The organism is Enterobacter cloacae complex sp. IR5458, from assembly GCF_049238025.1.
Taxonomy (GTDB): Bacteria; Pseudomonadota; Gammaproteobacteria; order Enterobacterales; family Enterobacteriaceae; genus Enterobacter; species Enterobacter kobei.
The window spans coordinates 178,526-199,617 of sequence record NZ_JBMKIF010000003.1 but is presented as its reverse complement, the minus strand read 5'-3'; the positions used below and the strand labels follow the sequence as shown (position 1 = coordinate 199,617).

The following is a 21,092-nucleotide window of genomic DNA, read 5'->3' as shown; positions in this document are numbered from 1 at the left end:
GAGATGTTGGCGTGTCCAGCACGCAGTGTGTTAATGATGTTTACCCTAAATAATTCGAGTTGCAGGAAGGCGGCAAGGGTGTGAATCCCCTGGAGCTTACGTAAGTAAGTGACTGGGGTGAACGCACGCAGCCAACGCACATGCAACTTGAAGTATGACGGGGATAGCCGTGATAAAGAGGTCGTAATGCCAGGCAGCACCGTGTTCAAAGCGTTTGTTTTGTTTATCGCCCTTTGGGCTCCCTTCACTCAGGCAGACTCCGGTTGGCAACCCGTTCAGGACACTATCCGTAAGAGCGAAAAAGACACCCGGCAGTATCAGGCGATCCGGCTTGATAACGGCATGACCGTGCTGCTGGTTTCCGATCCGCAGGCGGTGAAATCCCTCTCGGCATTGGTCGTGCCGATTGGATCGCTGGAAGATCCTGAGGCTCATCCGGGGCTGGCGCATTACCTCGAACACATGACGTTAATGGGGTCAAAGAAGTATCCGCAGCCGGATAGCCTGTCCGAATTTCTAAAAATGCATGGCGGCAGCCACAATGCCAGCACGGCACCTTACCGCACGGCCTTTTATCTCGAAGTCGAAAATGACGCGCTGGACGGGGCGGTTGATCGTCTTGCGGATGCTATCGCCGCGCCGCTGCTGGATAAAAAATACGCCGATCGTGAACGCAATGCGGTGAATGCCGAACTGACGATGGCCCGTACCCGAGACGGTATGCGTATGGCGCAGGTCAGCGCTGAGACGATCAACCCGGCGCACCCGGGTGCACGCTTCTCGGGCGGCAATCTGGAGACGCTCAGCGATAAACCCGGCAGCCCGGTCATTGATGCTCTGCATGCGTTTCGCGACAAATACTACTCAGCCAACCTGATGAAAGCGGTTATTTACAGCAACAAACCGCTGCCTGAACTGGCTGGTTTGGCGGCAAAAACGTTTGGCCGGGTGCCAAATAAAAATATCGACCTGCCCAAGATTGACGTGCCGGTTGTCACGGACGCGCAAAAAGGGATTGTCATCCACTATGTTCCTGCCATGCCCCGCAAAGTGCTGCGCGTTGAGTTCCGCATTGATAACAACACCGCACAGTTTCGCAGCAAAACCGACGAGCTGGTGACCTACCTGATTGGTAACCGCAGTCCGGGAACATTATCCGACTGGCTGCAAAAACAGGGGCTGGTGGAAGGGATTCGCGCCGATTCGGATCCTGTTGTAAACGGCAACAGCGGCGTGCTGGCAATTTCCGCTACCCTGACCGACAAAGGGCAGGCGAACCGTGATGAAGTGGTTGCCGCTATCTTCAGCTACCTCTCTTTGCTGCGTGAGAAAGGCGTCGATAAGCGCTATTTTGATGAACTCGCTCATGTGCTGGATCTCGATTTCCGTTACCCGTCCATCACCCGCGACATGGATTATGTGGAGTGGCTGGCGGATACCATGATCCGCGTGCCGGTGGAACACACTCTCGATGCGGTCAATATTGCCGATCGCTATGATGCGGCGGCGTTAAAAGCGCGCCTGGCGATGATGACCCCGCAGAATGCCCGTATCTGGTACATCAGCCCGAACGAACCGCATAACAAAACGGCCTACTTTGTCGATGCACCTTATCAGGTAGACAAGATCGGCGACCAGACCTTCGCTGCCTGGCAAAAGAAGGCTGGAGAGATTGCGTTGACGTTGCCGGAACTGAACCCTTACATTCCGGATGATTTTACGCTTATCAAAACCACTAAGGATTATCCGCACCCCCAGCTCATTGTCGATGAGCCGACGCTGCGCGTGGTGTATACCCCAAGCCGTTATTTCGCGAGCGAGCCAAAGGTGGATGTCAGCGTGGTGCTGCGTAATCCGAAAGCGATGAATAGTGCCAAAAATCAGGTGATGTTCGCGCTTAATGACTATCTCGCGGGTATCGCGCTCGATCAGCTTAGCAACCAGGCAGCCGTTGGCGGGATCAGCTTCTCCACCAATGCCAACAATGGGTTGATGCTGAATGCAAATGGCTATACCCAGCGTTTGCCTCAGCTGTTCCAGGCACTGCTGGAGGGCTATTTTAGCTATACACCGACGGAAGAGCAGCTTGAGCAGGCCAAGTCCTGGTATGCGCAGATGATGGATTCTGCGGAAAAGGGCAAAGCCTACGATCAGGCGCTGATGCCAGCGCAAATGCTGTCGCAAATCCCGTATTTCCAGCGTGAAGAACGCCGGGCATTGCTGCCATCTATCTCATTAAAAGAGGTGCTGGCTTACCGTGATGCGCTGAAAACTAACACGCGTCCTGAGTTCCTTATCGTCGGTAACATGAGTGAGGAACAGGCTAAAACGCTGGCAGAGAATGTCCGCACTCAGCTGGGTTCGAAAGGCGACGAGTGGTGCCGTAACCAGGACGTGCTGGTTGAGAAAAAACAGAATGTGATTTTTGAAAAAGCGGGTAGCAGTACCGATTCCGCGCTGGCTGCAGTGTTTGTGCCCACGGGCTATGACGAATTCTCCGGGTCCGCACAGAGCGCGGTGCTGGGGCAGATTATTCAGCCGTGGTTCTATAACCAACTGCGTACGGAAGAGCAGCTTGGCTACGCGGTATTTGCTTTCTCGATGAACGTTGGCCGTCAGTGGGGGCTGGGCTTCCTGCTGCAAAGCAGCGATAAACAACCGGCCTATCTCTGGCAGCGCTATCAGGCGTTCTTCCCGCAGGTAGAAGCAAAGCTGCGGGCCATGAAGCCGGAAGAATTTTCCCAGATCCAGCAGGCCGTCATTGCGCAGGTGATGCAGCCGCCGCAGACGCTGGGCGAAGAGGCATCGCAGCTGAGCAAAGATTTTGATCGCGGTAATATGAAATTTGATTCGCGTGATAAAGTAGTGGCCGAGATAAAACAGCTGACGCCGCAGAAGGTTGCGGACTTCTTCCATCAGGCCGTGATTAAGCCGCAGGGCATCACCATTCTGTCTCAGGTTTCCGGTAGCCAGAACGGGAAAACGGAGTACGTGAACCCACAAGGCTGGAAAGTCTGGAAGAGCGTCAGCGCGCTGCAGCAATCAATGCCCTGGAGTAAGAAAGAATGACCGATACCGCTGAGTCCCTTGATCCCTTACGTTTACCTCTACAGGGTGAACGATTGATTGAAGCCTCAGCGGGAACGGGAAAAACGTTCACAATTGCCGCGCTCTTTCTGCGCCTGCTGTTAGGGCTTGGCGGTAACGCTGCTTTTCCGCGCCCTTTGAGCGTTGAAGAGCTGTTGGTCGTGACCTTTACCGAGGCCGCCACCGCTGAGTTGCGCGGCCGTATTCGTACCAATATTCACGAACTGCGCATCGCCTGCCTGCGCCAGAGTACGGATAACCCTCTCTACGCGAGCCTTCTGGAAGAAATTGCTGATAAGCAGCAGGCCGCCCAGTGGCTGCTCCTTGCGGAACGACAGATGGACGAAGCGTCCGTCTTCACCATTCACGGGTTTTGCCAGCGCATGCTGAGCCTGAATGCGTTCGAATCCGGCATGCTGTTTGAACAACAACTCATTGAAGATGAATCCGTGCTGCGCTATCAGGCCTGTGCGGATTTCTGGCGTCGCCACTGCTACCCGTTACCGCGCGATATCGCCGAAGCGGTACATGCCTTGTGGAAAGGGCCAGAGGCACTGCTGCGCGCCATCGATCGTTATCTTCAGGGGGAAGCGCCGGTCATCAAATCGCCGCCGCCAGCGGATGAAACCCTGGCCTCACGCCATGAAAAAATCATCGCGCGAATCGCAGACATCAAGCAAAAATGGAATGAATCAGTCGGCGAGATTGAGGCGATCATCGAGAGTTCCGGGATTGACAGACGCAAGTTCAACCGTGGCAACCAGGGAAAATGGATCGAGAAGATCAGCGCATGGGCGAAGGAAGAGACGCGCGGTTATCAGCTTCCGGACGCGCTGGAGAAATTCTCACAGCGTTTCCTGGTTGAGCGGACCAAAGCCGACGGCATTGTGCCTGAACATCCCCTGTTTGTGGCAATTGAAACTCTGCTGGCGGAGCCCCTGACGCTTAACGATCTGATGATCACCCGTGCGATGACGGAAATTCGTGATGCCGTGGCGCGCGAAAAGCGCCGCCGGGGCGAGCTGGGGTTTGATGACATGCTGAGTCGCCTTGATGCGGCGTTGTGCAGCGAAAATGGCGAAGCGCTTGCAGAGGCGATTCGTACTCGCTTCCCGGTCGCAATGATTGACGAGTTTCAGGATACCGATCCTCAGCAGTACCGTATTTTCCGCCGTATCTGGCGCCATCAGCCCGGCACCGCACTGCTGTTAATCGGCGATCCGAAGCAGGCCATTTACGCTTTCCGCGGTGCGGATATTTTCACCTACATGAAAGCCCGCAGTGAGGTTGATGCGCACTATACGCTCGATACCAACTGGCGATCCTCTCCCGGCATGGTGGAAAGCGTTAACGCGCTGTTCAGCCGCATGGATATGGCGTTTATGTTCCGGGAAATCCCGTTTCTGCCGGTCAAATTTGCCCCGAAAAACGATTCGTTGCGCTTCGAATTCAACGGTGAGACGCAGCCCGCCATGCACTTCTGGCTGCTGGACGGCGAAGGCTGTGGCGTCGCCGACTATCAAAATGCCATGGCCCAGTACTGTGCGGCGCAGATTAGGGACTGGCTCAGCGCAGGCGCGCGGGGAGATGCGCTGCTGTGGAAGGGCGATAAACCCGCGCCGGTAAAAGCATCCGATATCACGGTGCTGGTGCGAAGCCGCCAGGAGGCCGCGCTTATTCGCGACGCCCTGACGCTACTGAATATTCCGTCCGTCTATCTTTCCAACCGCGACAGCGTTTTTGAAACGCTGGAAGCCCAGGAGATGCTTTGGCTGCTGCAGGCCGTGCTGGCGCCAGAGCGTGAGAGTGCGCTGCGCAGTGCACTGGCGAGTGCGATGCTCGGGCTGAATGCGCGTGATATTGATGTGCTCAACAATGACGAAGCCGCGTGGGATGCCGTGGTAGAAGAGTTTGTTCGCTACCGCGAAAAATGGCAAAAGCGCGGCGTGATGGCGATGGTGCGCGAGCTCATGGCAGAGCGTCACATTGCGGAGAACATGCTCGCAACCGCGGGCGGTGAGCGCCGTCTGACCGATATTCTGCATATCAGCGAATTGCTGCAGGAAGCGGGGACACAGCTGGAGAGCGAGCATGCCCTGGTGCGCTGGCTGGCGCAGCAGATTGCCGACCCGAACAGTAATTCGTCCAGCCAGCAGATGCGCCTTGAGAGTGATAAACACCTGGTGCAAATCGTCACCATTCACAAATCGAAAGGCCTGGAATATCCGCTGGTCTGGCTGCCCTTTATCGCCAATTACCGCGTGCAGGATCAGGCTTTTTACCACGATCGCGAGTCGTTTGAAGCGGTACTCGATCTCAGCAACGCAGAGTCAAGCGTTGAGCTGGCCGAAGCCGAGCGTCTGGCAGAAGATCTGCGTCTGCTTTATGTGGCGCTGACCCGCTCGGTCTGGCACTGCAGCCTGGGCGTTGCGCCGCTGTTTCGTCGCCGGGGCGATAAGAGCGGCGAGAGTGATTTTCATCTGAGTGCGCTGGGAAGGCTTATCCAGCGAGGCGAACCCAAAGATGCTGCCGGTCTGCGCCAGTGCATCGAATCTCTTTGCTCAGAGCATGTTGCCCTGCATATTCCGTCTCAGCCCGACAACAGCCGCTGGCAGACGCCGGAACAGAGAACGTCAGAGCTGCATGCCCGCCAGGTTGCCCGCACGATTGCCGACGACTGGCGCGTTACCAGTTACTCCGGTTTACAGCAGCACGGGCAAAGCGTTGCTCAGGATTTGATGCCTAAACTGGACGTAGATGCCGCAGGCGCAGGAAGCGTGCCCGCTGAACCGGTGCTCACACCGCATCAGTTCCCGCGTGGGGCCTCGCCGGGCACGTTTTTACACAGCCTGTTTGAAGAGCTGGATTTTACCCAGCCGGTCTCTGAAGAATGGGTGCTGAAGATGCTCCAGAGCGGCGGCTACGACGCCCAATGGCAGCCGGTTCTCACCGACTGGCTCCGCGCTGTTTTGCACGCGCCGCTCACGACACAGGGGATTTCCCTCAGCCAGCTGACCGCCAAAGATAAACAGGTCGAAATGGAGTTTTATCTCCCCATTGCCAGCCCGCTCAGGGCCGACGCGCTTGACGCGTTGATCCGTGAGTACGATCCGTTATCCGCCGGGTGCCCACCGCTCAACTTCCGCCAGGTTCAGGGGATGCTAAAAGGGTTCATCGACCTGGTTTTCCGCCACGAAGGGCGCTACTACCTGCTGGATTACAAATCGAACTGGCTGGGTGAGAACAGCGAAGCCTATACCCAACAGGCGATGGCCTCAGCGATGCAAATGCATCGCTACGACCTGCAGTATCAGCTCTATACCCTGGCGTTGCACCGGTACCTGCGCCATCGCATGGCCGATTACCGTTACGAAGACCATTTTGGCGGCGTTATTTACCTGTTCCTGCGCGGCGTGGATGCTAACGACCCGCAGTCGGGCGTTTTCAGCACCCGTCCGGATGCGGAGCTAATTGAAAAAATGGATAACCTGTTTGCTGCACGCACAGAGGAGGTGGTATGACGATGCAGGCGCTATTGCTGGAGGCGGTAGAACAACGATTATTGCGCCACCTGGACGTGCAGTTTGCCATGATGGTGGCGGGCGAGGAGCCAGCCGTTATGCTCGCTGCCGCCATTCTGAGTAAGGACGCAGGCGAGGGGCATGTGTGCCTTCCGCTGTCGCGTCTGGCTGTGGATGAGAAAATGCCTCCGGCGCTGCAGTCGTGTTTCGCGCTGCTCGGTGAGGCAGTGGACTGGCAGGCGATATTACTCCGCTCGCCTGCCGTCAGCGCGACCGATACCGGGACGCCACTGATTTTGACCGGCGAGCGTTTGTATCTGAACCGACTCTGGCGTAACGAACTGACGGTGGCGCGCTTCTTCAGCGAGACCAACGCCCCGCTTCCCTGCGATGAAGCGCAGCTCCGGCAAGTGCTGGATACGCTGTTTACCTCTGACGACGCGACTGACTGGCAGAAAGTGGCGGCCGCCGTGGCGTTAACGCGGCGGATCTCGGTGATTTCGGGCGGCCCGGGCACCGGGAAAACAACGACGGTGGCAAAACTGCTTGCCGCGCTGATTCAGTTATCCGGTGAGCAAAAGTGTCGTATTCGTCTGGCGGCTCCCACCGGTAAAGCCGCGGCACGTCTGACGGAGTCATTAGGCGGTGCCCTGCAAAAATTGCCGCTCACAGGGGAACAGTTTGCGCTTTTTCCCAATGAAGCCAGCACGTTGCATCGGTTACTTGGCGCGCAGCCGGGTAGCCAGCGTCTGCGCTACCATGCCGGTAACCCGCTACACCTGGATGTGCTGGTGGTGGATGAAGCGTCGATGATTGACCTGACGATGATGTCGCGGCTGATCGATGCTTTGCCGCCTCATGCGCGGGTCATTTTCCTCGGCGACCGTGACCAGCTAGCGTCCGTGGAAGCCGGGGCCGTGCTGGGTGATATCTGCACCTATGCCAGTCTGGGTTATACCGCGGAACGCGCGGAGGAGTTGGCCCGCCTTACAGGGTGTTCCCTTGCGGCGGAACAGCACTCGATCGCGGGCGCGCTGCGCGACAGCTTGTGCCTGCTGCAAAAAAGCTACCGTTTCGGCAGCGACTCCGGCATCGGGCAGCTTGCGTCGGCGGTGAACCGGGGAGACCGGCACACGACCTGTGCGGTGTTTGACGGTACCTTTACCGACATTGAGAAAAAATCGCTGCAAAGTGGGGAAGAGTATCAGGCGATGCTGGATGATGCCCTGCTGGGGTATCAACATTTTCTCACCGGCGTACAACAGCAACGTCCGCCGGAGCAGGTGATTGCCGCGTTTGGCGAATATCAGTTGCTCTGCGCGTTGAGGGAGGGGCCGTTTGGCGTCAGCGGCCTGAATGACAGGCTGGAACAGCTGCTGGCGCAGAAACGTAAAATCAACCGTACCCTGCACTCGCGCTGGTATGAAGGGCGCCCGGTGATGATTTCCCGCAACGACAGTGCGCTGGGGTTGTTTAACGGCGATATCGGCATTGCACTCGATCGTGGGCAGGGGTTGCGCGTCTGGTTCCAGATGCCGGATGGTAGCGTGAAGTCCTTCCAGCCCAGCCGTTTGCCCGAGCATGAAACTGCGTGGGCGATGACGGTGCATAAATCGCAGGGCTCTGAGTTTAACCATGCGGCGTTGATCCTGCCGACGCAGCTTTCACCTGTCGTTACCCGCGAGCTGATCTATACCGCCATCACGCGTGCGCGTCAGCGCCTGTCGCTGTATACCGATGAACGCGTGCTGATGCAGGCCATCGCCACCCGCACGGAACGCCGAAGCGGGCTGGGCGCAATCTTTGAGTCCCTCTGAATGAGGGACGAAATGCAGGCCGGGTAAGCGCAGCGCTTCCCGGCAAGTGGCGTATTATCCCAGGTCGGCCATCAGCACTTTTGAACGGCGCTGATAGTTGTACATCTCTTTCTTCGTTTCCGGCAGGGAATCGATATCCACCGGCGTGAACCCGCGTTCCTGGAACCAGTGAATGCTGCGCGTGGTCAGGACGAACAGCTTGCTCAACCCCATCTGGCGCGCCTGCGCCGCCACGCGCTCTAGCAGCATTTCTCCGCGAGAAGAGCTCCGGTAGTCAGGATGCACAGCCACACAGGCCATTTCACCGATCTTCTCTTCCGGGAACGGATAGAGCGCGGCGCAGGCAATGGTCAGGTTATCGCGCTGAATAATGGTGAATTTGTCGATCTCCATCTCCAGCTGTTCACGGGAACGACGCACCAGAATACCCTGCTGTTCCAGCGGGCGGATCAGTTCCAGAATACCGCCGATATCGTTGATGGTCGCGCGGCGTATCTGCTCCGCACTCTCCATGACAATCTGGGTACCGATGCCATCCCGGGAGAACAGCTCCTGCAGTAAGGCCCCGTCTTCCTGATAGCTGATCAGGTGGCTACGGCGCACGCCGCTACGGCAGGCCTTCACCGCACCACGCAGAAAACGCACGGTGCCGGAGTGGTAATCTCCTTCGGCCTCCAGCGCTTCCACGCGCGCCTGGGCTTCATTCGGGAAGAGTTCCGGCACAATCACCCCTTCATCGTTAACGACGCCCTGTGAGGAGCAAAACCCAATCATTTTTTCCGCCTTCAGCTTGATAGCCAGCTGGGTGGCAATCTCTTCTGACGTGAGGTTGAAGCTTTCGCCGGTCACAGATACCGCCACCGGGCCCATGAGCACGATGGCACCGCTGTCCAGCTGGCGGTGAATGGCCTCTTCATCAATACGACGAATGCGGCCGCTGTGGCAGTAATCCACGCCATCGTCCACGCCGAGGGGCTGGGCGATGATAAAGTTGCCGCTCACGACGTTGATATGCGCCCCCTGCAGCGGCGTGTTGTTCAGACTCATCGACAGGCGAGCCGTAATATCCAGTTGCAGCAGCCCTGCCGCCTGTTTCACCAGTTCCAGGGTTTTCGCATCTGTGACGCGGGTATGTTTGTGATAAATCGGCTCGTGGTGGTGAGCGGCCAGGTTGGCATCGATCTGCGGGCGCGCGCCGTAGACCACCACCAGGCGGATCCCGAGACTGTGCAGCAGGCCTATGTCATTGACGATGCTTGAAAAGTTTTCATGTTCAATGGCTTCGCCACCAAGCATGATGACAAACGTTTTTCCCCGGTGGGCGTTGATATAGGGAACAGAATGGCGGAATCCCTGGACCAGTTCGGTTCTACGTTCCTTCACCATGGCACAACCCTTAATGAATGTTTATTCGTAATTTCTGTATTTTTATTCGATTGTGGCCGCGTGTGCAAGTGCAAATTTTCTGCGACCCACAGAAATGAATAAGTAATCCGTGCGTTAGCATCGAATTGTTTACCCTTTTATAGATGACAGTTTATGCGTCATTCGTTAAAGTTTTCGGTCAATCTGGACTTTTGTATATCAGTTCGTTTTCTTGCTCGGGAGAAGCATGTCGGGATCCAATTCAGCAATAAGCCGCCGCCGTTTGTTAAAAGGGGCCGGGGCAATGTGGTTGCTTAGCGTCAGCCAGGTCGGCCTTGCCGCCACGAGTCAGGTGGTGGCGGTGCGCGTCTGGCCGTCGTCCACGTACACGCGCGTGACGGTCGAATCCAATCGTGTGCTGAAATATAAGCAATTTGCCCTCAGCAATCCTGAACGTGTGGTAGTGGATCTCGAAGGCGTGAACCTTAACTCCGTGCTGAAGGGGATGGCGGCGCAGATCCGCGGTGACGATCCGTTTATTAAATCGGCGCGCGTCGGGCAGTTTGATCCGCAAACCGTGCGTATGGTGTTTGAGCTCAAACAGAACGTGAAGCCGCAGCTGTTCGCTCTCGCCCCTGTGGCGACGTTTAAAGAGCGTCTGGTAATGGATCTCTACCCAGCCAATGCAACGGATATTCAGGATCCGCTTCTGGCCCTGCTGGAGGATTACAACAAAGGCGATCTGCAACGTCAGGTTCCGCCTGCACAAAGTGGTCCGCAGCCGGGCAAAGCGGGGCGCGATCGCCCGATTGTGATCATGCTCGATCCTGGTCACGGCGGCGAAGACTCCGGTGCGGTGGGGAAATATCATACGCGGGAGAAAGACGTGGTGCTGCAAATTGCCCGTCGTCTGAAGGCGTTGATTGATAAAGAGGGCAATATGCGCGCCTACATGACGCGCAATGAAGATGTCTTTATCCCGCTGAAAGTTCGCGTGGCGAAAGCGCAGAAGCAGCGCGCGGATCTCTTCGTCTCGATCCACGCAGATGCCTTTACCAGCCGTCAGCCGAGTGGATCGTCAGTGTTTGCGCTCTCAACCAAAGGCGCGACCAGTACCGCGGCGCGTTACCTGGCCGACACTCAGAACGCCTCGGATCTGATCGGTGGCGTGAGCAAAAGCGGTGACCGCTACGTCGACCACACGATGTTCGATATGGTGCAGTCGCTGACCATTAACGACAGCCTGAAGTTTGGTAAAGCGGTGCTGGGCAAGCTGGGTAACATCAATAAGCTGCATAAAAACAGCGTTGAGCAGGCCGGGTTTGCGGTGCTTAAAGCGCCGGATATTCCCTCCATACTGGTCGAAACGGCGTTTATCAGTAACGTTGAAGAGGAGCGTAAGCTCAAGACGGCAAAATTCCAGCAGGAGGTGGCGGAGTCGATTCTGGCGGGGATTCGGGCGTATTTCTCAGACGGGGCGACGCTGGCGCGACGCGGATAGCGCATTCTGCCGGGTGAAACGCCCGGCACATTCACAAACAACAGATACAAAAAAACACCCTTCAGGGTGTTTATTGTTTTTAGAAGTGTTGGTTGCGGGGGCCGGATTTGAACCGACGACCTTCGGGTTATGAGCCCGACGAGCTACCAGGCTGCTCCACCCCGCGTCCGTCTTTCTACTCTTGTAGAAACTTACTTCTTCAAATTTGATTGGTTGCGGGGGCCGGATTTGAACCGACGACCTTCGGGTTATGAGCCCGACGAGCTACCAGGCTGCTCCACCCCGCGTCCGTCTTTCTACTGTCGTAGAAGATACTTCATCAAATTTTAATTGGTTGCGGGGGCCGGATTTGAACCGACGACCTTCGGGTTATGAGCCCGACGAGCTACCAGGCTGCTCCACCCCGCGTCCGTGGATGCGCACTATACTCGGATAGGTTTGTGATGCAACCCCTTTTTTACATAAATCATGATTTTGTATGCAAATTGAACGACATGGCGCTGTATGGACTATTTTTTGCGCAAAATTTGCCAAAGGGCATGCGAACGCATTTCATTAGCCCTGGCGGTTTGTTATCTTCATCACGCGGAAATGGGCAACTTAAAGACGAGATATAATGAAAGGACGTTGGGCGAAGTATCTGATGGCAGGCGCAATGGTAGCGATTCTTGCGGCCTGCTCTTCCAAACCGACCGATCGCGGTCAACAGTATAAAGACGGGAAGTTATCCCAGCCTTTCTCTTTAGTTAATCAGCCTGATGCTGTCGGTGCTCCGATCAACGCCGGCGATTTCTCTGAGCAGGTTTACCAGATCCGCAATGCGTCGCCGCGTCTGTATGGCACTCAGAGTAGCGTGTACAACGCCGTCCAGGACTGGCTGAAAGCAGGCGGTGATACGCGCAACATGCGCCAGTTTGGTATTGACGCCTGGCAGATGGAAGGGGCGGATAACTACGGCAACGTCCAGTTCACAGGGTATTACACGCCCGTGATTCAGGCGCGACACACGCGCCAGGGTGAGTTCCAGTATCCTATCTACCGTATGCCGCCAAAACGCGGTCGTCTGCCTTCTCGTGCAGAGATCTACGCGGGTGCGCTGAGCGAAAACTACGTTCTGGCTTACAGCAACTCCCTGATGGATAACTTCATCATGGACGTTCAGGGCAGTGGCTACATCGATTTTGGCGACGGTTCGCCGCTTAACTTCTTCAGCTATTCCGGTAAAAACGGCCACGCCTATCGCAGTATTGGTAAGGTGCTGATCGACCGCGGTGAAGTGAAGAAGGAAGATATGTCGATGCAGGCGATCCGCGAGTGGGGCGAAAAGCACAGTGAAGCCGAGGTGCGTGAACTGCTGGAGCAGAACCCGTCGTTCGTCTTCTTTAAACCGCAAAACTTCGCACCGGTGAAGGGGGCGAGTGCCGTTCCGCTGATTGGCCGCGCGTCGGTGGCATCGGATCGTTCTATTATTCCTGCGGGTACCACGCTGCTGGCGGAAGTCCCGCTGCTGGACAACAACGGTAAATTCAACGGTCAGTATGAGCTGCGTCTGATGGTGGCGCTGGATGTGGGCGGGGCGATTAAAGGCCAGCACTTCGATATTTATCAGGGCATTGGCCCGGATGCTGGCCACCGTGCGGGCTGGTATAACCACTACGGACGCGTGTGGGTGCTGAAGGCCGCACCGGGTACCGGAAACGTATTCAGCGGTTGATTGTGGTATTCTGAGCGCAATACGGATTACTTGTTCAGGGTGAGGAAGAACCTCACCCTTTTTACATCTGAGGTTTTATGTCTGTGGTAATCAGCGATGCCTGGCGTCAGCGTTTTGGCGGCACGGCACGTCTCTATGGTGAAAAAGCCCTGCAGCTGTTTGCGGATGCGCATGTCTGCGTCGTGGGCATTGGTGGTGTGGGGTCGTGGGCGGCAGAGGCGCTGGCGAGAACCGGTATTGGCGCAATCACGCTGATTGATATGGATGACGTTTGCGTCACCAATACCAACCGTCAAATCCATGCCCTTCGTGATAACGTCGGCCTGGCAAAGTCTGAAGTGATGGCGGAACGCATTCGTCTCATTAATCCGGAATGTCGCGTGACGGTGATCGACGACTTTGTCACGGCAGATAACGTCGCGGAGTACATGAGCAAAGGCTATAGCTATGTGATTGACGCTATCGACAGCGTGCGTCCCAAAGCGGCGCTGATCGCCTACTGCCGTCGCTACAAGGTGCCACTGGTCACGACGGGCGGCGCGGGCGGGCAAATCGATCCGACGCAAATCCAGGTCGCCGACCTGGCGAAAACCATTCAGGATCCGCTGGCGGCAAAGCTGCGTGAACGCCTGAAAAGCGACTTTAACGTGGTGAAGAACAGCAAAGGCAAGCTGGGCGTTGATTGCGTGTTCTCGACCGAAGCGCTGGTCTATCCCCAGGCGGACGGGTCGGTCTGCGCAATGAAAAGTACGGCGGAAGGACCCAAACGTATGGATTGCGCCTCAGGGTTTGGGGCGGCCACCATGGTAACCGCTTCCTTTGGCTTTGTGGCGGTTTCTCACGCCCTGAAAAAGATGATGGCGAAGGCGGAACGTCAGGCCTGAGCCTGACGTGCTGCGTCCAGTACCGCGTCACTGAGCGCGATCAGACCCTGACCGCGTGAGGCGCTGAGCTGCGCGCGCAGCCCGAGCTCATCGAAGAACATTAGCGGCGAATGTGCTAACAATTCTGCCGCGCTTTTCCCTTCCACCGCGGTTAACAGAACCGCCAGCAGCCCGCGCACGATACGGCCTTCGCTGTCGCCGAAGAAGTGAAGCTTCTCCCCGGATACGCTAAACCCGAGCCAGACGCGGTTCTCGCAGCCAGCGATCTCTTTCGCCTGCGCTTTAAGATCGTCTGAAAGCGTGGGGAGCTGCTTGCCCAGCAGGATCAGCTGACGATATTTGTCCTCCCACTGCGTAAGGGGAGCGAAGGTCTGTTTTAAGGTCTCTTCTGTGATGACCGTGCCGAACGGATGTCCGGCTAACGCTGCTTGAGTCATTAATCCACCAGTATTTCAAGGGCGCGGTCAACGGCGCTAATCAGTGCCTCGACATCGCTTTGAGTATTATACGGCGCAAACGAGGCGCGCAGGGTGCCGCTCACGCCGAGCGCTGCCAGAAGCGGCTGGGCGCAGTGCTGTCCTGCCCGCAGGGCAATGCCGTACCCGGCCAGCAGCGTCACCATGTCGCTATGATGAACGCCTGCGAAATCAAAGGCGAGCAGGCTCGAGTCTTGTACGCGGAACGAGCGGAAACCGGGGCGTTTTTTAAGTTCTTCTTCTGCCAGCGTCGCCAGGCCGCGGCTCCAGCTCTCCGCCTGAACAATGTCTGTTTCAGTCAGCCACTCCAGCGCAGCGCTTAAGCCAATCACGCCCGCCACGTTTGGCGTACCGGCTTCCAGACGATAAGGTACATCCTGCGTTTTGAAGCCGTCGAATGTCACCTCGGTAATCATTTTGCCGCCCCCGAGCCACGGCGTCATTTGCGCCAGCCGTTCCGGCTTGCCGTAGAGTGCGCCAATGCCGGTTGGCCCGTAGAGCTTATGTCCGGAGAAGGCATAGAAGTCGATATCAAGCGCCTGCACATCAGCCGGGAAATGCACTACCCCCTGCGCCCCGTCGACCATCACCACCATACCGCTGGCATGGGCAATCTCAATAGCGCGGGCCAGATCCGGGCAGCCACCGGTGACGTTGGACATCTGCCCCAACGCCAGGATGCGGCTGCGTGGGGTAATCAGCTCGGGCAAACGTGCCACGTCAGGCAGGAAGTCTGCACCCAACGGAAGTTTGACAATCTGCGCCCCCGTTTGCTCGGCCACCATCAGCCACGGCACCAGGTTAGCGTGGTGTTCCGCCTCGCTGACGATGATTTCATCTCCTGCCTGCAGCCGTGGGCGGGCATAGCACTGAGCCACCATGTTAATGGCTTCGGTCGTGCCGCGCGTCCAGACGATACTTTTTCCGCTTTCAGCATTGATCAGGCGTGCAACCTGATCGCGTGCGGCTTCGTAGCGCGCGGTTAAGCGCTGCGCTTCGGCAAACTGACTGCGATGCACGTTCCCGGCGCTCAGGCTGTAGAACTGCTGCGTCGCGTCAATCACCGCCTGGGGCTTCAAAGCGGTGGCGGCGCTATCAAGGTAAACACCGGCATCGGCCAGCGCCGGGAACTGTGCGCGAAACTGCGCAGGACTGAAAGCGTTCATGGGACTCCTCATATCAATAACGCGATCGTCGCGCAATTTCAGCGGCAGGGCAAGGAGGTTGATATCTATCAGATTCGTCTGCTTATCCTGGCGACCTCGTAAAAGCAGGTTATGCTAAATAGTGTTAGGCGGATGTTTTAGCCTGTTATAAATCGAGGTTTGAATAGCATTAATTGCTAAAGGAGAATAATCATGAATAAGACAGCTGCAATCATTTCTGCCTGTGCGTTTACTTTTGCCCTGAGCGCCTGTTCTGGTAACAACTACGTGATGCATACCAACGATGGTCGTTCCATCGTTTCGGAAGGGAAACCGACAACCGATAACGATACCGGGATGATTTCGTATAAAGATGCGAACGGGAACAAGCAGCAGATCAACCGCACGGACGTGAAAGAGATGAAAGAGATCGAGCATTAACCGATCGCAGGCGAAAAAAAAGCACCGCAAGTTGGCGGTGCTACATTAATCACTATGGACAGACAGGGTAAATGTACAGGAAGTGAAAAATTGGTAGCGTTGCTACCGTGGTCTGAATCGCAGACCAATTGCAAACACAACAACACAACATCACAACCGTAAGCCAAAAGCCCTTCAGAACACGCATTCCGAAAAAAGCTCTTCGTTCCGGCTCAGGAAGTGCCGCCACTATAGGTATTTGCTGGTAGTTCCTCAACGGACAAATTATAATGGCTCAGATAAAAAAAACTAATAGGTTAAACGTTGTTTCCTATTTGTTAAATTCAGTTAACATCTAAGCCAGATAACCATGTCAAAGCGATTGCCACCCCTTAATGCATTACGCGTTTTTGATGCAGCAGCACGTCACCTCAGCTTCACCCGTGCGGCAGATGAGCTTTTTGTGACACAGGCCGCAGTAAGTCACCAAATCAAGTCTCTGGAGGATTTCCTGGGCCTTAAGCTATTTCGTCGACGCAATCGTTCATTGCTGTTGACTGAAGAGGGGCAGAGCTATTTTCAGGATATTAAAGAGATTTTTTCCCAGCTCACGGAAGCCACGCGCAAGCTGCAGGCCCGCAGTGCAAAAGGTGCCCTGACTGTCAGTTTATTGCCCAGTTTTGCCATTCAGTGGCTGGTGCCAAGACTCTCAAGCTTTAACTCAGCTTATCCGGGGATCGACGTTCGAATCCAGGCGGTGGATCGTCAGGAAGACAAGCTGGCCGATGATGTGGATGTCGCCATTTTTTACGGTCGAGGTAACTGGCCGGGCTTGCGTGTCGAGAAATTATACGCAGAATATCTGCTGCCGGTCTGCTCGCCTCTGCTGTTAACGGGCGACAAAGCGCTGAAGACCCCCGCTGACCTGGCGCAGCATACGCTTTTACATGATGCCTCTCGCCGCGACTGGCAAACGTATACCCGTCAATTAGGTCTAAGTCATATAAACGTGCAGCAAGGGCCCATTTTTAGCCACAGTGCGATGGTGCTACAGGCTGCCATTCACGGGCAGGGCGTGGCGTTGGCAAACAACGTGATGGCGCAGTCCGAAATTGAGGCAGGCCGTCTGGTTTGCCCATTTAATGACGTACTGGTCAGCAAAAATGCATTTTATCTGGTTTGTCATGACAGTCAGGCAGAACTGGGTAAAATAGCCGCCTTCCGGCAGTGGATACTGGCAAAGGCGGCAAGCGAGCAAGAGAAATTCCGCTTCAGGTATGAACAATAACGTTTGTGTGCCGGGCACGCATTAATTCAGGACTTAAACATGACCAGCCGATTCATGCTTATTTTTGCCGCGGTGAGTGGCTTTATTTTTGTTGCACTGGGCGCCTTTGGCGCACATGTATTGAGCAAGTCGTTGGGTGCTGTCGAGATGGGCTGGATCCAGACCGGCCTTGAATACCAGGCGTTCCATACGCTGGCTATTTTCGGACTGGCGGTGGCGATGCAGCGTCGGATCAGCATCTGGTTTTACTGGAGCAGCGTTTTTCTGGCGCTGGGTACTGTGCTGTTCAGCGGCAGCCTCTACTGTCTGGCACTTTCACATCTGCGCCTTTGGGCGTTTGTTACACCCGTCGGCGGCGTCAGCTTCCTGGTGGGGTGGGTATTAATGTTTATCGGAGCTATCCGTCTGAAACGCAAGGGCGTTGTTCATGAATAAAGTTGTTTTATATTGTCGCCCGGGGTTTGAGAAAGAGTGCGCCGCGGAAATTACCGATAAAGCGGCGAAGCGCGACGTCTTCGGCTTCGCCCGCGTGAAAGAGAATGCGGGCTATGTGGTCTTTGAATGCTATCAGCCCGAAGATGCGGATAAGCTGGCGCGCGAACTGCCGTTTAGTTCGTTGATCTTCGCTCGTCAGATGTTTGTGGCGGGTGAGCTGTTCAAAGACCTTCCCCCGGAAGACCGCATCACGCCAATTGTCGGCATGCTGCAGGGCGTAGTGGAGAAGGGCGGCGATCTGCGCGTGGAAGTGGCGGATACTAACGAAAGTAAAGAGCTGATGAAGTTCTGCCGCAAATTTACCGTGCCGCTGCGCGCGGCGCTGCGTGATGCGGGCGTGCTGACGAACTACGAAACGCCGAAGCGTCCGGTAGTACACATCTTCTTTATCGCTCCGGGCTGCTGTTATGCCGGCTATTCGTATACCAACAATAATTCGCCATTCTATATGGGGATCCCGCGTCTGAAGTTCCCGTCGGATGCACCGAGCCGCTCAACTCTGAAGCTGGAAGAGGCCTTCCACGTCTTTATCCCGGCCGATGAGTGGGACGAGCGTCTGGCTAACGGTATGTATGCCGTCGATCTTGGCGCGTGCCCGGGCGGCTGGACCTATCAGCTGGTGAAACGCAATATGTGGGTATCGTCTGTCGATAACGGCCCAATGGCGCAAAGCCTGATGGACACCGGGCAGGTAACCTGGCTGCGTGAAGACGGTTTCCGCTATCGTCCGACCCGTAACAACATCTCCTGGATGGTGTGCGACATGGTTGAGAAGCCAGCAAAAGTGGCCGCGCTGATGGCCTCCTGGCTGGTGAACGGCTGGTGCCGCGAGACCATTTTCAACCTCAAGCTGCCGATGAAAAAGCGCTACGAGGAGGTCTCTCAGAACCTGGCCTACATCCAGGCGCAACTGGATGAGCACGGTATTAACGTGGAGATCCAGGCGCGTCAGCTGTATCACGATCGCGAAGAGGTGACGGTACATATTCGTCGCTGGTGGGCGGCAGTAGGCGGGCGTCGCGACGAGCGATAGCGCGCGCTTTGTTTTGCCCGGTGGCGCTATGCTTGCCGGGCCAACAAAACCGTGAACCGTTTAACGCTCTAACTGCAACTGCTGCAAATTCCCGTCCAGCTGTAAATCCGTCTGTAACGTCGCCACATCCCGACATATAAACGCCATCTCTTTGTGCGCCTCCAGCTTTTTGCGCCATTTTTCCGGCACGTCATCCAGCCTGGCGTATATCCCCTCCAGACTCTGAAAATCTGTCAGCAGCTGGGAGGCGCTCTTCGGCCCGATGCCCGCGACACCCGGTACCTTCGAGCTGCTTATCCCCGCCAGTCCCCAGTAGTCAGGCAGCTGTTCTGGTGAGACGCCAAACTCGCTGGCAATAAATGGCGCGTCCAGCCAGCGTTTCTGGAAGTAATCGCGGATGCGGATGGTGGGAGAGAGAAGCTGGCAGTAGCCTTTGTCCGTTGAAACGATAGTGGCCTGATGTCCGGCACTCGCTACCTTGACCGCAAGCGTCGCGGCCAGATCGTCCGCTTCGTTGCCGTGTGCGCTCCAGCAGGGAACGCCGCGTTGTTCAAAGGCCGCGCGAATAACGGGCATTTCGGCATGCAGGTCGTCCGGCATCGGCGCGCGTCCGGCCTTGTAGTCAGGGAGACGCTGGTGTCGCCAGCCGCTGTTCCGCGCTTCGTCATCAAACACCGCCACTGCATGGGTAGGTTCGCTATGGCGAATAAGCTGCTCCAGCGCGTGCAGGCAAGTGTCCTTACAGGGCGTGCCCTGTACCGCATGTATACGGCGAATCAGGTTGAGCGCGTCGACGATAAGTAAATGAACAGCCACAGATAATCTCCCTTAAAGCTAATGGGTAAAGGGTATCACTGTCAGCGGGTTGAAACGAATAGCGTGAGGGAAAACAGGAAGAAGCCTCGCAAAACGAGGCTTCCTGAGAGGCTTAATCGCAGGTCACGATCTTCATCGCCAGGCCGCCGCGAGAGGTTTCGCGGTATTTGGCGTTCATATCTTTGCCGGTTTCGTACATGGTTTCGATAACTTTATCGAGGCAGACGCGCGGTTCGCTGGTGCGGCGCAGGGCCATACGTGCCGCGTTCACCGCCTTCACGGAGGCGATCGCGTTACGCTCGATGCACGGTACCTGTACCTGCCCGGCAACCGGGTCACAGGTCAGACCCAGGTTATGCTCCATGCCGATTTCCGCCGCAATGCACACCTGAGCCGGGCTGGCGCCCAGCAGTTCAGCCAGACCCGCCGCCGCCATGGAGCAGGCCACGCCGACTTCACCCTGGCAGCCCACTTCCGCACCGGAAATCGACGCGTTCATCTTATACAGAGAACCAATCGCGCTGGCGACCAGCAGATAGCGCGCCAGAGAGTTGGCGTTGACCTCACGGATAAACTTGTCGTAGTACGCCAGCACAGCCGGAACGATACCGCATGCGCCGTTGGTCGGCGCGGTGACCACGCGGCCCCCTGCGGCGTTCTCTTCATTCACCGCCAGGGCGAACATGTTAATCCAGTCCACGACGGCCATGGGGTCGGTAGTCGTTTTGTCGGTGCTCACCAGCATACGGCGCAGCGCCGCCGCACGACGCGGTACGCGAAGCTTGCCAGGCAGAACGCCTTCGGTAGTGATCCCGCGCTCAATACCGCCGCGCATCACTTCCCAGACGCTGGTGAAGTGCTGTTCAAGTTCCTCTTTGCTGTGAAGGGCCAGCTCGTTTTTCATCATCAGACCAGAGAGGGAAAGCCCCGTCTCCTGGCAGTGACGCTGAAGATCCGCCGCCGTTTTGTACGGATACGGCACTTCAACAGAAGAGGTACTGGTTTGACCAAAGTGGTCTTCGTCGACGATAAAACCGCCGCCGATAGAGTAATACGTCTGGCTGTAAACCGCTTTGTCGCCGGCCAACGCGGTAATGCGCATGCCGTTTTCGTGCAGCGACAGGTTGTCCGCATGGAAATTCATGCAATGGTCAACCGGGAATTCAACCTCATGCTCACCGTTCGCCAGCAGCAAACGACCGTGGGTGTTCACATCCTGGATGAAGCCAGGGATCGCATCAATATCAACGGTATCCGGCAGGTTCCCCGCCAGGCCCATGATAATGGCGATATCGGTATGGTGGCCTTTCCCGGTCAGAGAAAGGGAACCGTAAACATCGACAACCACGCGGGTAACGTCATGCAAGATGCCGCGTGCAATCAAGTCGTCCGTGAACTGCTTACCGGCTTTCATTGGTCCGACGGTGTGAGAGCTGGAAGGACCAATACCGATTTTGAAGATATCGAATACGCTAATCATGATGCGTCCATTGCTTTCAGTCAGAGAGGGAGGAGTGCGCCGTCCGAAGA

At 56.3% G+C, this 21,092-nt stretch carries 15 protein-coding genes and 3 tRNA genes; 10 read left to right on the top strand and 8 right to left on the bottom strand.

Going from position 1 to position 21,092, the window contains the following annotated elements; all coding sequences use genetic code 11:
* The first annotated feature begins 186 nt into the window (after nucleotides 1-186).
* Genes ptrA through recD form a run of 3 tightly spaced genes read left to right on the top strand, consistent with a single transcriptional unit; the run spans nucleotide 187 to nucleotide 8,425 of the window.
* A complete protein-coding gene (ptrA, locus tag ACOTYN_RS03805) occupies nucleotides 187-3,069 on the top strand; it encodes a pitrilysin (RefSeq protein ID WP_023331214.1) in 2,883 nt (960 codons plus the stop codon).
* A complete protein-coding gene (gene recB / locus ACOTYN_RS03800) occupies nucleotides 3,066-6,608 on the top strand; it encodes an exodeoxyribonuclease V subunit beta (protein WP_332956412.1) in 3,543 nt (1,180 codons plus the stop codon). The genes ptrA and recB overlap by 4 nt, the downstream gene beginning before the upstream one ends.
* Nucleotides 6,605-8,425, top strand: a complete 1,821-nt coding sequence (gene recD, locus ACOTYN_RS03795; protein WP_032635660.1) for an exodeoxyribonuclease V subunit alpha — start codon at nucleotides 6,605-6,607, stop codon at nucleotides 8,423-8,425. Before recB ends, recD begins: the two co-directional genes overlap by 4 nt.
* Before the next feature lie 54 nt (nucleotides 8,426-8,479).
* On the opposite strand, the gene argA is transcribed toward recD, so the two are convergent.
* On the bottom strand, nucleotides 8,480-9,811 hold the full coding sequence (argA, locus tag ACOTYN_RS03790) for an amino-acid N-acetyltransferase (protein ID WP_014885072.1): 1,332 nt from the start codon (nucleotides 9,809-9,811) through the stop codon (nucleotides 8,480-8,482).
* A gap of 226 nt (nucleotides 9,812-10,037) precedes the next feature.
* On the opposite strand from argA, the gene amiC reads away from it, so the two are divergent.
* Entirely contained in the window at nucleotides 10,038-11,291 is a 1,254-nt protein-coding gene (amiC, locus tag ACOTYN_RS03785; protein ID WP_014885071.1) for an N-acetylmuramoyl-L-alanine amidase AmiC, read from the top strand.
* 89 nt (nucleotides 11,292-11,380) lie between these two features.
* Here the strand turns inward: amiC and ACOTYN_RS03780 are convergent.
* The 3 genes from ACOTYN_RS03780 to ACOTYN_RS03770 all read right to left on the bottom strand — a co-directional run bounded on the left by ACOTYN_RS03780 (nucleotide 11,381) and on the right by ACOTYN_RS03770 (nucleotide 11,699).
* Nucleotides 11,381-11,457: transfer RNA gene (locus ACOTYN_RS03780), tRNA-Met, on the bottom strand.
* Nucleotides 11,458-11,501: 44 nt separating this feature from the next.
* Nucleotides 11,502-11,578, bottom strand: a tRNA-Met gene (locus tag ACOTYN_RS03775).
* A 44-nt stretch (nucleotides 11,579-11,622) separates the two neighbouring features.
* A tRNA-Met gene (locus ACOTYN_RS03770) sits at nucleotides 11,623-11,699 on the bottom strand.
* Between the two features lie 208 nt (nucleotides 11,700-11,907).
* Here ACOTYN_RS03770 and mltA point away from each other — a divergent pair.
* Entirely contained in the window at nucleotides 11,908-13,005 is a 1,098-nt protein-coding gene (gene mltA / locus ACOTYN_RS03765) for a murein transglycosylase A (RefSeq protein WP_014885070.1), read from the top strand.
* A gap of 77 nt (nucleotides 13,006-13,082) precedes the next feature.
* Nucleotides 13,083-13,889, top strand: a complete 807-nt coding sequence (tcdA, locus tag ACOTYN_RS03760) for a tRNA cyclic N6-threonylcarbamoyladenosine(37) synthase TcdA (RefSeq protein ID WP_006811804.1) — start codon at nucleotides 13,083-13,085, stop codon at nucleotides 13,887-13,889.
* On the opposite strand, the gene csdE is transcribed toward tcdA, so the two are convergent.
* Both csdE and csdA read right to left on the bottom strand, forming a co-directional pair.
* Nucleotides 13,880-14,326, bottom strand: a complete 447-nt coding sequence (gene csdE / locus ACOTYN_RS03755) for a cysteine desulfurase sulfur acceptor subunit CsdE (protein WP_014885068.1) — start codon at nucleotides 14,324-14,326, stop codon at nucleotides 13,880-13,882. The genes tcdA and csdE overlap by 10 nt on opposite strands.
* Entirely contained in the window at nucleotides 14,326-15,531 is a 1,206-nt protein-coding gene (csdA, locus tag ACOTYN_RS03750; protein ID WP_045134125.1) for a cysteine desulfurase CsdA, read from the bottom strand. The genes csdE and csdA overlap by 1 nt, the downstream gene beginning before the upstream one ends.
* 192 nt (nucleotides 15,532-15,723) lie before the next feature.
* On the opposite strand from csdA, the gene ACOTYN_RS03745 reads away from it, so the two are divergent.
* From ACOTYN_RS03745 to rlmM, 4 genes are all read left to right on the top strand, one after another.
* Complete coding sequence (locus ACOTYN_RS03745; protein ID WP_008499648.1) at nucleotides 15,724-15,951, top strand: YgdI/YgdR family lipoprotein; 228 nt, start codon at nucleotides 15,724-15,726, stop codon at nucleotides 15,949-15,951.
* 349 nt (nucleotides 15,952-16,300) lie between these two features.
* Nucleotides 16,301-17,218, top strand: coding sequence for a glycine cleavage system transcriptional regulator GcvA (gene gcvA, locus ACOTYN_RS03740; RefSeq protein WP_014885066.1), 918 nt, complete (start codon nucleotides 16,301-16,303; stop codon nucleotides 17,216-17,218).
* A 39-nt stretch (nucleotides 17,219-17,257) separates the two neighbouring features.
* Nucleotides 17,258-17,653, top strand: coding sequence for a DUF423 domain-containing protein (locus tag ACOTYN_RS03735; RefSeq protein WP_014885065.1), 396 nt, complete (start codon nucleotides 17,258-17,260; stop codon nucleotides 17,651-17,653).
* Nucleotides 17,646-18,746, top strand: coding sequence for a 23S rRNA (cytidine(2498)-2'-O)-methyltransferase RlmM (gene rlmM / locus ACOTYN_RS03730; RefSeq protein ID WP_071922929.1), 1,101 nt, complete (start codon nucleotides 17,646-17,648; stop codon nucleotides 18,744-18,746). The genes ACOTYN_RS03735 and rlmM overlap by 8 nt, the downstream gene beginning before the upstream one ends.
* Nucleotides 18,747-18,806: 60 nt before the next feature.
* Here rlmM and xni read toward each other — a convergent pair whose 3' ends face one another.
* Together xni and sdaB are read right to left on the bottom strand one after the other, a co-directional pair.
* Complete coding sequence (xni, locus tag ACOTYN_RS03725; protein ID WP_332956416.1) at nucleotides 18,807-19,562, bottom strand: flap endonuclease Xni; 756 nt, start codon at nucleotides 19,560-19,562, stop codon at nucleotides 18,807-18,809.
* 112 nt (nucleotides 19,563-19,674) lie between these two features.
* Nucleotides 19,675-21,042, bottom strand: a complete 1,368-nt coding sequence (gene sdaB / locus ACOTYN_RS03720; protein WP_014885062.1) for an L-serine ammonia-lyase II — start codon at nucleotides 21,040-21,042, stop codon at nucleotides 19,675-19,677.
* Nucleotides 21,043-21,092 lie beyond the last annotated feature (50 nt).

What these genes read in the sequence shown, in the direction of transcription:
- ptrA (WP_023331214.1), top strand. Translation starts at nt 187, where the DNA reads ATGCCAGGCAGCACCGTGTTCAAAGCGTTTGTTTTGTTTATCGCCCTT.
- csdA (WP_045134125.1), bottom strand. Translation starts at nt 15,531, where the DNA reads ATGAACGCTTTCAGTCCTGCGCAGTTTCGCGCACAGTTCCCGGCGCTG.
- amiC (WP_014885071.1), top strand. Translation starts at nt 10,038, where the DNA reads ATGTCGGGATCCAATTCAGCAATAAGCCGCCGCCGTTTGTTAAAAGGG.
- recB (WP_332956412.1), top strand. Translation starts at nt 3,066, where the DNA reads ATGACCGATACCGCTGAGTCCCTTGATCCCTTACGTTTACCTCTACAG.
- recD (WP_032635660.1), top strand. Translation starts at nt 6,605, where the DNA reads ATGACGATGCAGGCGCTATTGCTGGAGGCGGTAGAACAACGATTATTG.
- mltA (WP_014885070.1), top strand. Translation starts at nt 11,908, where the DNA reads ATGAAAGGACGTTGGGCGAAGTATCTGATGGCAGGCGCAATGGTAGCG.
- ACOTYN_RS03735 (WP_014885065.1), top strand. Translation starts at nt 17,258, where the DNA reads ATGACCAGCCGATTCATGCTTATTTTTGCCGCGGTGAGTGGCTTTATT.
- gcvA (WP_014885066.1), top strand. Translation starts at nt 16,301, where the DNA reads ATGTCAAAGCGATTGCCACCCCTTAATGCATTACGCGTTTTTGATGCA.
- ACOTYN_RS03745 (WP_008499648.1), top strand. Translation starts at nt 15,724, where the DNA reads ATGAATAAGACAGCTGCAATCATTTCTGCCTGTGCGTTTACTTTTGCC.
- rlmM (WP_071922929.1), top strand. Translation starts at nt 17,646, where the DNA reads ATGAATAAAGTTGTTTTATATTGTCGCCCGGGGTTTGAGAAAGAGTGC.
- argA (WP_014885072.1), bottom strand. Translation starts at nt 9,811, where the DNA reads ATGGTGAAGGAACGTAGAACCGAACTGGTCCAGGGATTCCGCCATTCT.
- sdaB (WP_014885062.1), bottom strand. Translation starts at nt 21,042, where the DNA reads ATGATTAGCGTATTCGATATCTTCAAAATCGGTATTGGTCCTTCCAGC.
- tcdA (WP_006811804.1), top strand. Translation starts at nt 13,083, where the DNA reads ATGTCTGTGGTAATCAGCGATGCCTGGCGTCAGCGTTTTGGCGGCACG.
- csdE (WP_014885068.1), bottom strand. Translation starts at nt 14,326, where the DNA reads ATGACTCAAGCAGCGTTAGCCGGACATCCGTTCGGCACGGTCATCACA.